The organism is Kitasatospora sp. NPDC085895 (assembly GCF_040702125.1).
GTDB lineage: Bacteria > Actinomycetota > Actinomycetes > Streptomycetales > Streptomycetaceae > Kitasatospora > Kitasatospora arboriphila.
Window position 1 is genome coordinate 170,192 of the sequence record NZ_JBFBJY010000004.1, and the last position, 13,190, is coordinate 183,381.

The following is a 13,190-nucleotide window of genomic DNA, read 5'->3' on the forward strand; positions in this document are numbered from 1 at the left end:
CACGGTCCTGCCCGCCCCCGCCGTGCCGGCGCTCACCGTACGCCGCCACATCGACCAGGCGCTGGTCTGCAGCGCCTGCTGTCACTGACGGACCCCACCGGCCCGGGCCAGCCCGGCGCCGATCCCCGTCCCCGAACCCCCGGCCGGGCCGCGTCCTGACGGCTGCCCGGCGCCTTCCGCCCTGCGCCCACCCGGAGACCCGACCGTGGACCCGTTCCGCCCCGAGCTCGAACCGTTCTGGCCGTCCCGCCAGCCGCACCTCTTCGACCAGACCTGTCGGACCGCCTAGCGCGCGTCCCGCCCTTGCGGTGGACTGACCGACCGTCAGCGCCACTTCCGCGCAAGGCCCGACGCGCAGACGACCACCCGAATCCGTCCCGCGCGAAGAGAGCCCACCATGTCCTCCACCTCCACGGCCACCCGTACCGTCACCGCCGCCACCCCGCACCTGCGGGCCGTCCGCTCCGTGGCCGCCGTCCCCGGCGGCACCGAGCGCTGGTACCCGAGCACCACCGCCGCCCCGCACACCACCACCCCGGCCCCGCACACCACCGCCGCAGCGCCCCAGCAGACCCGGCCCGCGCCCGAGCGGCAGCCCGCCGCCCTGCTGCCCGCCGGCCTGCCGGAGGGCGCCACGGTCGTCGCACTGCCGCCGTCCGCCCTGCCCCAGGGCCTGCTCGCCCAGTACGGCGCCGAGCTCGGCGCCTCCACCGGGCACCCGCTGGTCGGCTACCTGCTGCTCGTCCCCGCAGACCAGGCCCCCGCGCCCACGGCCGCCCCGGCCGCCGTCGCCCCGGCCGAGCGGCCTCGGGCCGCCGCCCGGCCGTCCGCGCACGGCATCAGCGTCGACACCGACCGGCGCACCGCCCACGTCGACGGCGTCCAGCTCGACCTCACCTACCTGGAGTTCGAGCTGCTCGCCCACCTCACCGAGCACCCGCACCGGGTGCACACCCGCGACCACCTGGTCACCGCCGTCTGGGGCTACGGCCACGTCGGCGACGGCCGCACCGTCGACGTGCACGTCGCCCGCCTGCGGCGCAAGCTCGGCGCGGCGCACCGCGACAGCATCGTCACCGTCCGCCGGGTCGGCTACAAGTACGCGCCCGCCGTCTGAACGGACGCAGCAGCACGACGGCCGGGGGGGGGGGCGGGGGGCCGGCCGCCCCCCCCCCGGGGGGGTGGACCCGGGGGCCACAGAGGGCCCCCGCCGCCGGCCCCCCCCCCACCCCCCCCCCCGGCCGGTGGCACGACCGACGGCGCAGGCCGGTCGGGCCGTCGGGCTCAGCGGCTGAGCCGGTCGATCTCGGCGAGCTCCTCGGCGGTCAGCGGACCGGCCTTCAGCGCGTCGAGGTTCTGGTCGAGCTGGGCCACGCTCGACGCACCGATGATCACCGAGACCACCCGCTCGTCCCGCAGCACCCACGACAGCGCCAGCTGGGCGAGGGTCTGACCGCGCTGCTCGGCCACCTTGTTCAGCGCCCGCAGCTGCTCCAGCTTCTGCCCGGTCAGCGCCTCCTCGCGCAGGAAGTGGCCGACCGACATCCGCGAACCGGCCGGCACCTCGCCCGACAGGTAGCGGTCGGTCAGCAGCCCCTGAGCCAGCGGCGAGAAGGCGATCATGCTGGTCCGGGTCTCGCCGATCGCGTCCAGCAGCCCGTCCTCCGGGGTGCGGTTCAGGATCGAGTAGCTGATCTGGTTCATCAGCACCGGCGTGCCCATGCCGCGCAGGATCTCCACCGCCTCGCGGTGCTGCTCGGCCGGGTAGTTGGAGATCGCCGCGTACAGCGCCTTGCCCGAGCGGACCGCCCGGTCCAGCGCCCCCATCGTCTCCTCCAGCGGAGTCGTGGGGTCGTAGCGGTGCGAGTAGAAGACGTCGACGTAATCCAGGCCCATCCGGCCCAGCGACTGGTCGAGACTGGACAGCAGGTACTTGCGCGAGCCGCCGTCGCCGTACGGCCCCGGCCACATGTCGTAGCCCGCCTTGGACGCGATGAACAACTCGTCCCGGTACGGCTTGAAGTCCTGCGCGAACAGGTAGCCGAAGTTGCGCTCGGCACTGCCGTACGGCGGGCCGTAGTTGTTCGCCAGGTCGAAGTGGGTCACGCCGCGGTCGAAGGCCCGGCGCAGCACCGCGCGCTGCACCTCCAGCGGCTGCGAGTCACCGAAGTTGTGCCACAGGCCGAGCGACACCGCGGGCAGCTGCACACCGCTGCGCCCGGCCCGCCGGTAGGTCATGGACGCGTAGCGGTCGTCCGAGGGGAGATGGGTCATACCGGCATCCTGCCAGGTGGCGGCCGGGTCGCAGGGACCAACGACCCTGCCGGAACCGGACACCCCGGGCGTAGCCTGGCCGCGGCGGCCGGACGGGCCGCCGGGCCGCACGGAGAGGAGCCCGCCGGTGACGCGTCCCGACATCACCGACCGCGCCGACCTGGAGCCGCTGCTGCGGCGCTTCTACGCCGCCGCCTTCGCCGACCCGCTGATCGGCCCGCACTTCACCGAGGTCGCCCGGCTCGACCTGGAGACCCACCTCCCGCACATCACCGACTTCTGGGCGAGCGCCCTGCTGCGGAGCGGCGAGTACCGGCGCAACGCCTTCGCCCCGCACCTCGGACTGCACCGGCAGCGCCCCCTCACGGCCGCCCACTTCGGCCGCTGGGTCCAGCTCTGGCACGCTTCCGTCGACGGCCTCCACACCGGCCCCACCGCCGACCGCGCCAAGGCCCAGGGCGAACGCATCGCCCTCGCCATGCTCCGCCGCACCGCCGGCGGCGACACCGAAGGCACCGGGGGCGGCTTCGTCCCCCTCTCGGCAGTCCTCCTCCGAGGGGCGCACCACTAGAGGTGCCCCCACGCGCCCCTGAGGTGCTGCCCTGGTGGTGCTGCCCCTCCGCTTGGAGTCCACTTGGAGCCGCGTGGGCGCCATCGCATAGGCTCGCTGCACGATGGTGCGGATATCGGTGCTGGGCACGTTGACGGCGCAGGTGGCGGGGGCGGCGGTCGGCCTCGGCGGCCCGCGGCAGCGTGGTGTGCTCGCCCGGCTGCTGGTGGCCCGCGGTGCCGTCGTCCCGGTGGACCGGCTGATCGACGACCTGTGGCAGGGCCGCCCCCCGGCCAAGGCCGCCGCCTCCCTGCAGGCGTACGTCTCCAACCTGCGGCGCCTGCTCGAACCCGAGCGCGGTCCCCGCGAGCCCGCCCGGCTGCTGGTCAGCCGTGCCCCCGGCTACGCCCTGACCATGCCGGCGTCCGGTGTCGACGCCTGGGACTTCGAGCAGCGGCTGCGGGACGCCCGCGAGCTGCGGCCGTTCGCCGAGCAGGCCGCGGAGCGGCTCGGGCACCCGGTGTCCCGGCTGTTCGACGAGGCTTTGGCGCTCTGGCGGGGGACGGCCTTCGCCGAGTTCGCCGACGAGCCCTGGGCCGCGGCCGAGATCACCCGGCTCGGTGAACTGCGGTTGGCCGCGCGGGAGTCCGCGGTGGTGGCGGCCCTGGACGAGGGCCGGGCCGGTGAGGCGGCGGCCGCCGCGCTGGCGCTGACCGAGGAGCATCCGCTGCGCGAGGAGGGCTGGCGGCTGCTGGCCCGGGCGCTGTGGGGCGCCGGCCGGCAGGCCGAGGCGCTGGAGGCGCTGCGCCGTGCCCGTACCGTGCTCACCGCCGAACTCGGCCTGGACCCGGGGCCGGCGCTGGCCGAGCTGGAGTCGGCGATCCTCCGGCAGCGCACCGACCTGCTGGCCGTGCCGATCCCGGCCGCCGACCTTCCGCCGGCCCGTCCGTCCGGTCCGGCGTGCACCGCCGGGCCGGGCTGCGGCGGCGGCCCGCCCGAGCCGCCGTTCGTCGGCCGGGAGGCCGAGCAGCGCACCCTGCGCGAGGCGGCGACGGCCGCGACCGCCCCCGGCGGCCGGTCGGTGGTGCTGGTCTCCGGCGAGGCCGGGGCCGGCAAGTCCACCCTGCTCGCCCGGCTGAGCGGCGAACTGCGGCGCAGCGGCTGGCTGGTGGCCACCGGCCGGTGCCCGGAGACGGAGGGTGCCCCGCCGGCCTGGGCGTGGACGGAGGCGCTGCGCGAGCTGGCCCGGCAGCATCCGCCGAGCGCGGCGACGGCGGCGGAACTCGCCCCGCTGCTCGGCGAGGACGACCCGTCCCGTCGGCGGGACGCCCTGACCGGCCGCTTCCGGTTGCACCGGGCGGTCGTCCGCTGGCTGGAGGCCGCGACGGAGCAGGCGCCCGTCGCGGTGATCCTCGACGACCTGCACGCGGCGGACCAGGAGACCCGTGCGCTGGCCGCCGAACTGGCCGCCGCGCAGGGGCCCGAGCGTTTGATGCTGGTGTGCGCGCACCGGCCCGGCGAGGGGCGGCTCACCGATCTGCTCGGCACCTTCGCCCGCTGCTCGCCGTACCGGATCGCGCTGGGCGGGCTGGACGAGGCCGAGGCCGGCACCCTGATCGGCGCGGTCTGTGACACCCCCGTCGACGCGGACACCGTCCGCGCGCTCGCCGAACGCACCGGCGGCAACCCGTTCTACCTGGTGGAGAGCGCCCACCTGCTGGCCGGGGAGGGCGCGCTGGTGGCCGTCCAGGAGGTGCCGCAGGGCGTCCGGGACGTGCTGCGGCGGCGGTTCGACCGGCTGCCGCCGGCCACCGTCGAGGCGCTGCGGCTGGCCTCGGTCGCCGGCCGGGAGACGGAGGTCGAGCTGCTGGTGCACGCCTCCGGCGCGGAGGAGGAGGGCCTGCTGGACGCGCTGGAGGCGGCCGTCGCGGGCGGGCTGCTCACCGAACCCCGGCCCGGGGCCGTCCGGTTCGCGCACGCGCTGGTCCGCGACACCCTGTACGGCGACCTCAGCGGGCTGCGCCGGGCGCGGCTGCACGGCCGGTTCGCGGAAGCGCTGTGCGCGCTGCGGCCGGCCCGCCTCGCCGCGCTGGCCCACCACTGGACGGCCGCCGCCTCCTCCGCCACCGCGCAGCGCGCCGTCGACGCCTGCGTGCGCGCCGCCGAGGCCGCCGAGCGCCGCTACGCCCACCAGACCTGCGCCGACCTGCTGCAGCAGGCCCTGGACAACCTCGACCGGGTGCCGGAGGACGGCGACGACCGGCCGGCCCGCCGGATCGCCCTGCTCGGCGCGCTGCTGCGGGCCCAGGTCCGGGCCGGGGCGATCTCCGCCGCCACCGCGACCCGCAGCCAGGCGGTCGCCCTCGCCGAGGAGACCGGCCGGGAGGACCTGGAGATCGAGGCCTGGACGGCCTGGACGGAACCCACCCCGTGGGTCGCCCACCCCTACGGCAGCTACGACGACCGGGCGGTGGAGACGCTGCAGCGGCTGCTGCGCCGCACCGACCTGCCGCCCGCGACCCGCTGCCGGCTGCTGGACGCCCTCACCCACGAGTGCAACTGCGCGGGGGAGCCGATCGGCACCGCCGCCGCCGACGAGGCGCTCGCCATCGCCCGCGCCGAGGGCGACCCCCGGCTGCTGGCACTCGCCCTGGCCGCGTCCGCCCGGATCTGCGACTTCGAACTCGGCGCCCCCCAGCGGGCCGTGATCGCCGACGAGCTCGCCGCGCTGGCCCGCCGGCACGACCTGCCGGCCTACCGCTGGCAGGCCGAGCAGCTGTACGCCACGGCCGCCGCCGTCGCCGGCGACCTGCCCGCGCTGCGCCGCCACATCGCGGCCGCCGCGGCGATCGCCGAACGGTACGGGCTGCTCGAACTGGTCGACGTCGGCCGCTGCCACCGCGGCATGCTGGAACTCGCCGCGGGCCGCACCGCGGAGGCCGCCGAGCTGTACCGGCAGGCCGTCGCCGGGCTGACCGCCCGGGCCTCGGTGCACGCCGAGGGCTTCGGGGCGCTCGCCGACCTCACCATCGCCGTCCAGGAGGGCCGGATCGGCAGAGAACTGCCCCGGCTGCGTGCCGTCACCGCGCTGTACGGGCGCCTGGTCGCCGACGTGGAGGCGCTGGCCCTCGCCGCGCTGGGCCGCACCGAGGAGGCCCGGGCGGCCCGGGCCGTCCGGCCGCCCGTCCAGCCCGACTACTACCGCTCCTTCTTCCTCGCGCTGCGCGCCGCCGCGGTGGTCGCCCTGGACGAGCGGGCCGAGGCGGCCGAGCTGATCGCCGAACTGCGGCCGCTGCGCGGCCTGGTGGCCGGCGCCGCGTCGACCTCCGTCGCGCTGCGGCCGGTCGCGCAGTCGCTCGGCGAGCTGGCCCGGATGCTCGGCCGCACCGCGGAGGCCGCCGGGTACTTCGCGCAGGCCGCCGAGGTGGCCCGCCGCTGGGAGTCCCCGCGCTGGGAGGCGGAGGCGCTGGCCGCGCTGCACGGCCTGCCGGCCGTCCCGGACGCGGAGGCCGTCGCCCGGCACCAAGTGGGTTCCAAGCGGCACCCCGCAGGCTGAACGGGTATCGACCACCGGACTGCCGAAAGGCCCCGACGATGTCTACCCTGCTCGGCCGCCTCGGCGGCGCATCCGCCGCCCGGCCCTGGCGCACCGTCCTCGGATGGGTGCTGCTGCTGGGCCTCGCCCTCGGCCTGGCCGCCGCCTTCGGCGGTACCCCGCACGACGACTACCGCGTCCCCGGCACCCGCTCCACCGCCGGCGCCGACCTGCTGAAGGAGCGCTTCCCGGAGATGTCCGGGGCGAACGCCCGGGTCGTCGTCCACGACCGCCGGGGCGGGCCGGTGCCCGCCGACCGGCTGGCGGCGCTGCGCGACGGCCTCGCCGCCCTGCCCAAGGTGTCCTCGGTGGCGCAGCCGGTGCTGTCCGCCCGCGGCGACACCGCCCTGATCACCGTGGACTACTCCGTCCCGGTCACCGACTTCAAGGGCTCCGCCGGCCTGGACGCGCTGCGCGAGGCCGCGAAGCCGACCGAGCGGTCCGGCCTGCAGGTCGAGTTCGGCGGACAGCTGCCGGAGAACTTCACCGCGCCGAACGGCGCCGCCGAGATGATCGGCATGGGCGCCGCCCTGGTGATCCTGGTGATCGCGCTCGGCACGGTGGTCTCGGCCGGCCTGCCGCTGGTCGTCGCCCTGGCCGGCCTCGGCCTCGGCACCGGTCTCACCACGCTGCTCGCCGCGGTCACCGACATCAGCCCGACCGCGCCGACGGTGGCCTCGATGGTCGGCCTCGGCGTCGGCATCGACTACGCCCTGCTGCTCGTCAGCCGCCACGTCGAGGGCCTGCGCAAGGGCCTGACGAAGCAGCAGGCCGCCGCCGAGGCGACCGCCACCGCCGGCGCCTCCGTGGTGGTGGCCGGATCGACGGTGCTGGTCGCGCTGTTCGGCCTGAAGCTGGCCGGCCTGCCCACCTACTCCTCGTTCGGCTACGCCACCTTCGCCGTGGTCGGCGCCGTGATGCTGGCCGCGCTGACCCTCGTCCCGGCGCTCTGCTCGCTCGCCGGCGACCGGCTGCTGCGCCGTGCCGAGCGCCGCGAACCGCAGCGCCGCACCCAGGCGGGCCCGACCCGCACCGAGCGCTGGGCCCGGCTGATCGGCCGCCGCCCGGTCGCCGCCGCGCTCGGCTCGCTGGTGGTGCTGCTCGCCCTGGCCGCCCCGATGCTGCACATGCGCACCTGGCCGCAGGACGCCGGCAGCCAGGCGTCGTCCAGCACCACGCGCAAGGCGTACGACCTCACCGCCGACGCGTTCGGGCCCGGCGCCAACGGGCCGCTGAACGTCGCCGTCGACCTGAAGAAGGTGCCGCAGGAGAAGCTGCCGGCGCTGCTGGACACCCTGAAGGCCCGGCCGGGCGTCGCCGCCGTGCGGCCGCCTCTGGTCAACCGGGCGCAGGACGCCGCCGTCGTCACCGTCACCCCCGCCACCGGCCCGCAGGACGAGCGCACCGCCGACCTGCTGAAGTCGCTGCGCACCGACGTACTGCCCGAGGGCGCCGAGATCACCGGCACGGTCGCCGCCTTCTCCGACATCTCCGACCGGCTCTCCGACCGGCTGTGGGTGGTGGTGCCGGTGGTGGTCGCGCTCTCGCTGATCCTGCTCACCGTGCTGTTCCGGGCGCCGGTCATCGCGGTGAAGGCCGCGGCGATGAACCTGCTCTCGGTGGCCGCCGCCTACGGCGTGATGACGGCGGTCTTCCAGTCCGACACCGGTGCCCGGGCGCTCGGCCTGCCGCACGAGGTGCCGGTCTCCAGCTGGGTGCCGATCCTGATGTTCACCGTGCTGTTCGGCCTCTCCATGGACTACGAGGTCTTCCTGCTCGACCGCGTCCGGGAGGACTGGCTCGCCACCGGCGATGCCAAGGGCTCGGTGGTGCGCGGCCTGTCCGCGACCGGGCGGGTCATCAGCAGCGCCGCCGCCATCATGGTGGCCGTCTTCACCGGCTTCGCGATCGACCCGGACATCACCGTGAAGATGATGGGCGTCGGCATGGCCGTCGCGGTGCTCATCGACGCCACGGTCGTCCGGCTGGTGCTCGTCCCCGCGACGATGACCCTGCTCGGCCGGCTCAACTGGTGGCTGCCCGCCCCGCTCGCCCGCCGCTGGCCCGCGCCGGTGGCGGCCGACCCGGCGGGCACCGCCGCCGCCGAGCCGGAGCGCGTCCCGGCCTGACCCGGCACACTCCGCTCCGGGCGCCGCTCCCACGTGGGGAGGAGCGGCGCCCGGAGGCTTTTCCGCGGTCGCCGGTTGAGTCTGTACCTACTGGTATGTACAGTCGCTTTCCATGAGCACCCAGGACCGCCTGATCGAGAGCACCCAGGAGCTCCTCTGGGAACGCGGCTACGTCGGCACCAGCCCGCGCGCCATCCAGCAGCGCGCAGGCGCCGGCCAGGGCAGCATGTACCACCACTTCGACGGCAAGCCCGACCTCGCCGCGACCGCCCTCGCCCGCAGCGCCGAACAGCTGCGCGCCCTCGCCGAGGAACGCCTCGCCGCCCCCGGCACCGCCTACGAGCGGATCGCCGGCTACCTGGAACGCGAGCGCGAGGTCCTGCGCGGCTGCCGGATCGGCCGGATGGCACAGGACCCGGAGGTCGTCGCCGACCCCCGGCTGCGCGCCCCCGTCGAGGAGACCTTCGCCTGGCTGCGCGGCCGGATCGCCGAGGTCGTCGCCGAGGGCGTCGCCGCCGGCGACCTCGCCCCCGGCGGCGACCCGGCCGACACCGCCGCCGCGATCGTCGCCGTCGTCCAGGGCGGCTACGTCCTCGCCCGCGCCGCCGGCGACCCCGAACCCTTCCACCAGGCCGTCCGCGGCGCACTCGCGCTGCTGCGCGCCGCCTAGACCGGGGAGCACCCGTGCAGGCCATGCAGTACGAGATCACCCTGCCCGCCGACTACGACATGGGCATCGTCCACCACCGGGTCGCCACCCGCGGGCACCTGACGGACGCCCTCCCGGGCCTCGGCATCAAGGCCTACCTGGTCCGCGAGACCGGCACCCTCGGCTCCCCGGTCAACGCCTACGCCCCCTTCTACCTGTGGCGCACCGCCGCCGGCATGACCGACTTCCTCACCGGCCCCGGCTTCCGAGGCCTCAGCGCCGACTTCGGCCGCCCCGCCGTCCGGCACTGGATCGGCGCCGGACTCCACACCGGCCCCGCCGCCGACACCCCGCCCACCACCGCCACCCGCACCACCCGGTCACTGCCGCCCGGCACCGACCCCGGCGAGGAGACCGCCCGCGCCCTCGCCGCCCTCGGCGACGCCCCCGGCCTGCACACCGCGGCCGTCGCCCTCGACCCGGCCCGCTGGGAACTCGTCCACTTCGCCCTCTGGGCCGACACCCCGCCCGAAACGCCCGCCGAGGGCCACTCCACCGCCTACCGTGTGCTGCACCTGTCGCGACCCGAACCCCTCCTGCCGGCCAAGGACTGAGATGACCGCGGACCGAACCCCGGCCGTGCACACCGTGCTCGGCCCCGTCCCGCCCGAACGCCTCGGCACCACCAACAGCCACGACCACCTCTTCCTGCGCAGCGCCCTGCTGCCCGGACAGGAACTCGACGACCCGGCCGCCGCCGAGGACGAACTGCGCGCCTTCGCCGCCCTCGGCGGCGGCGCCGTCGTCCAGTGGACGCCCTTCGGGCTCGGCCGCCGCCTCGACGACCTGGTCGAACTCGCCGAGACCACCGGCCTCCACCTGGTCGCCGCCACCGGCCTGCACCAGGCCGCCCACTACGACGACCCCGACGCGCTGCGCCGGCTCGACCTCGCCGCCCTGTTCACCGCCGAACTCCGCGACCGGGCCGGACTGATCAAGGTCGCCGGCGGCTACCACGGCCTCGACGCCCACGCCCGGTGGACGATGACCGCCGCCGCCGAGGCCCACCACGCCACCGGCGCCCCCATCGGCGTCCACCACGAACTCGGCACCGGCGCCCAGGACGTCCTGGAACTGCTCTGCGACCGCCTCGGCGTTCCGCCGCACCGGGTGCTCCTCGGCCACCTCAACCGCTTCCCCGATCCCGGCCTGCACCGCGAACTCGCCGCCTCCGGCGCCTACCTCGCCTTCGACGGCCCCTCCCGCGCCAACCACGCCACCGACCACCGGCTGCTGGAGTGCCTGCACGCCCTCGCCGACGCCGGCCACGCCCACCGCCTGCTGCTCGGCGGCGACACCACCACCGCCGCCGCCCGCGGCAACCCCGGCATGCCGTACCTGCTGCACCGGCTGCGCCCCCGGCTCGGCCCCGAGCTCGCCGCCCTCGTCCTCACCGACAACCCCGCGGCGGCCTTCGCCTGGTGACCGGGCCGTGCCGCGACCCCGCCGGAGGAGCATCCTGGAACCACAGGGCCGACCGCCCCGACGACCCGCCCGCGCGGGCCGTCCGGGCGTCGGCGCACACCGGGAGCCGACCATGAACAGCAGATCCCCCGCAGGCGTCGTCGTCGGCGTCGACGGTTCCGCGCACGCCGCGGCCGCCGCCGACTGGGCCGCCCGTGAAGCCGCCCGCCGCGACTGCCCGCTCCACCTGGTGCACGCGGTCAACACCGGCACGGTGACGCTCTCGCCACGCACCGGATCGGCGGTCACCGACCTCATCCTGCACGACGCCGAAGCCGTCCTGGAGGAGGCACTGGGCAAGGTCCGGGCCTCCCACCCGGCGCTGCGCCTCACCGGCGACGTCGTCCCGCGGGACGCCGCGGAGGCCGTGCTCACCGCCGCCGAGCACGCCGAACTCGCCGTGGTCGGCACCCGCGGCCACGGCGGCTTCGCCTCCCTGCTGCTCGGCTCGGTGAGCCTGCGGGTCGCCGCCCACTCGGCCTGCCCGGTCGTCGTCGTCCGCGGCACCGAGCACGTCGGCAACCACGTGCTGGTCGCCGTCCGCGACGAACGGGACGCCCCCGCCCTGCGGTTCGCGCTGCGCACCGCAGAGCTCACCGGGCTGCCGGTGCGCGCCCTGCACACCTGGTCGCCGGTGGTCGCCGACGTCGGCCACATGGCACCCATGGTGGACGAGCTCGGCGAGGAGGCCCGGCTGCACCAGCAACTGCTGCTCCGCACCTGCGACCCCGTCCGCGAGGACTTCCCCGACGTCGCCTTCGAGGCCCGCCAGGTCGGCGGCGGCGCCGCCGGGACCCTCGTCGACGCCTCCCGGCAGGCCGCGCTGCTGGTCGTCTCCCGCCGGCAGCCCGCCGCGCACTTCGGGCTGCGCCTCGGCGGGGCCGTGCACGCCGTGCTGCACCACGCCTACTGCCCGGTCGCCGTCGTGCCGCTGCGCTGACGGTCCGCTGCGCTGACGGTCCGCTGCGCTGACGGTCCGCTGCGCTGACGGTCCGCTGCGCTGACGGTCCGCCGGACGCGGCCGACCGCCGGCACCGCCCCGATGCACGACCCTTGCGGGTGAGTTGCGTCACCCGGCGGCCCGGGAGAGCCCCGTGCGCGCCGTCCCGTGCACCGGAGGGACCGCCCGGACGTGCATACTTGTCGGTCGGCGGCAGCGGGCCCGGGACGGCCCGCCGAACCGGCCGACCCCCGGTGGAACCGGAAGCACCCCGTTCGGCGTGCGTTCACCGGGGGCCTTCCCGTGGACGCGGGGGCGGCCGCGCCGTGGCGCACGCGGGAATCTCGGGGAGTGGCGGAATCATGGGTCTGACCAGCAGTACGGTCCTGGCGATCGCGACCGCCCTCGCGGTCCTGCTGCTGGCGGCGACGGTGCTGTGGTGGCCCAGGCTCGCCCGGACGACCTGGACGGCGGTGCTCGGCCGGATCGCCGCCCTGCTGACCACCCAGCTCGCGGTGCTCTGCGCGATCGGCCTGGTGGCCAACAACTACTTCGCCTTCTACAGCAGCTGGGACGACCTGCTCGGCACCGGCGACACCGGGCCGGTCAGCGTCCAGGCCTCGGTCGAGGGCCGGCCCGCCGCGGCGGTGCCGGTGGTCAAGGCGCAGTTGCTCGGCAAGGAGCCGGTGGAGGGCGGCAGCGGCGGCCCCGAACGGACCGGCGAGATCCAGTCCGTGCGGATCACCGGCTCGCACTCCGGGCTGAGCACCGACGCGTACGTCTACCTGCCCCCGCAGTACTTCCAGCCGGCCGACGCCCAGAAGCGCTTCCCGGCGGCCGTGGTGATGACCGGCTTCCCCGGCGACGCCAAGAACCTCATCACCCGGCTGAACTACCCGTCGGCCGCCCTCCAGTTGATGCAGAGCGGCAAGATGCAGCCGACCGTGCTGGTGCTGATGCGGCCCTCGCCGGCGATGCCGGCCGACACCGAGTGCGAGGACATCCCCGGCGGCGCGCAGTCCGAGACCTACTTCACCAAGGACGTCCCCCGGGTGGTTGCCGAGAGCTACCGAGTGGCCGCCGAGCCGGCGGCCTGGGGCGTGGTCGGCAACTCCACCGGCGGGTACTGCGCTCTGAAGATGGCCATGCGCCACCCGGAGGTCTTCCCGACCGCCGTCTCCCTCTCGGGCTACTACAAGGCCGCCGAGGACGCGACCACCGGCGACCTCTTCAAGGGCAGCCAGCAGCGGCGCAACGAGGCGGACCTGATGTGGCGGCTCAACAACCTGCCGCAGCCCAAGGTCTCGGTGCTGCTGGCCGGCCCGCAGGCCGGGGACGGCACCTACAAGCCGGGCACCGAGGCGTTCCAGAAGGCGGTGAAGGCGCCGATGACCGCCAACACCGCCTGGGTCCCGCAGGGCGGCCACAACTTCCGCACCTGGTCGCAGCTGCTGCCGCCCTCGCTCGAGTGGCTCTCCCAGCACCTGGTGGCCGGGGCCTGACCGGCCCCGGCTCCGCACCGGCGGACC

10 protein-coding genes are annotated in these 13,190 nt (G+C 76.1%); 9 read left to right on the forward strand and 1 reads right to left on the reverse strand.

Annotated features, from left to right (window positions below; translation table 11 throughout):
* Window positions 1–397 precede the first annotated feature (397 nt).
* Complete coding sequence (locus tag AB0442_RS04275; RefSeq protein ID WP_366160483.1) at window positions 398–1,117, forward strand: winged helix-turn-helix domain-containing protein; 720 nt, start codon at window positions 398–400, stop codon at window positions 1,115–1,117.
* Between the two features lie 167 nt (window positions 1,118–1,284).
* Here AB0442_RS04275 and AB0442_RS04280 read toward each other — a convergent pair whose 3' ends face one another.
* The gene (locus AB0442_RS04280) at window positions 1,285–2,274 is read right to left on the reverse strand and encodes an aldo/keto reductase (RefSeq protein ID WP_366160484.1); all 990 of its coding nucleotides are present in this window, start codon (window positions 2,272–2,274) and stop codon (window positions 1,285–1,287) included.
* 127 nt (window positions 2,275–2,401) lie between these two features.
* Here AB0442_RS04280 and AB0442_RS04285 point away from each other — a divergent pair, with 127 nt between their 5' ends.
* From AB0442_RS04285 to AB0442_RS04320, 8 genes are all read left to right on the forward strand, one after another.
* Window positions 2,402–2,845: a group III truncated hemoglobin gene (locus tag AB0442_RS04285; protein ID WP_366160485.1), complete on the forward strand. Its 444-nt coding sequence runs from the start codon at window positions 2,402–2,404 to the stop codon at window positions 2,843–2,845.
* A 103-nt stretch (window positions 2,846–2,948) separates the two neighbouring features.
* Window positions 2,949–6,380 carry a BTAD domain-containing putative transcriptional regulator gene (locus AB0442_RS04290; RefSeq protein ID WP_366160486.1) on the forward strand — a complete coding sequence of 1,144 codons (3,432 nt, stop codon included), beginning with the start codon at window positions 2,949–2,951 and terminating at the stop codon, window positions 6,378–6,380.
* 38 nt (window positions 6,381–6,418) lie between these two features.
* Entirely contained in the window at window positions 6,419–8,548 is a 2,130-nt protein-coding gene (locus AB0442_RS04295; RefSeq protein ID WP_366160487.1) for an MMPL family transporter, read from the forward strand.
* 112 nt (window positions 8,549–8,660) lie between these two features.
* Entirely contained in the window at window positions 8,661–9,218 is a 558-nt protein-coding gene (locus tag AB0442_RS04300) for a TetR/AcrR family transcriptional regulator (protein ID WP_366160488.1), read from the forward strand.
* A gap of 14 nt (window positions 9,219–9,232) precedes the next feature.
* On the forward strand, window positions 9,233–9,811 hold the full coding sequence (locus tag AB0442_RS04305) for a DUF4865 family protein (RefSeq protein WP_366160489.1): 579 nt from the start codon (window positions 9,233–9,235) through the stop codon (window positions 9,809–9,811).
* Between the two features lies 1 nt (window position 9,812).
* The gene (locus AB0442_RS04310; protein WP_366160491.1) at window positions 9,813–10,682 is read left to right on the forward strand and encodes a phosphotriesterase; all 870 of its coding nucleotides are present in this window, start codon (window positions 9,813–9,815) and stop codon (window positions 10,680–10,682) included.
* Window positions 10,683–10,794: 112 nt separating this feature from the next.
* Window positions 10,795–11,661, forward strand: a complete 867-nt coding sequence (locus AB0442_RS04315; RefSeq protein WP_366160493.1) for a universal stress protein — start codon at window positions 10,795–10,797, stop codon at window positions 11,659–11,661.
* Window positions 11,662–12,023: 362 nt separating this feature from the next.
* Window positions 12,024–13,163 (forward strand): alpha/beta hydrolase-fold protein, encoded by a 1,140-nt coding sequence (locus AB0442_RS04320; protein ID WP_344627581.1) that lies wholly within the window; start codon window positions 12,024–12,026, stop codon window positions 13,161–13,163.
* Window positions 13,164–13,190: the final 27 nt, after the last annotated feature.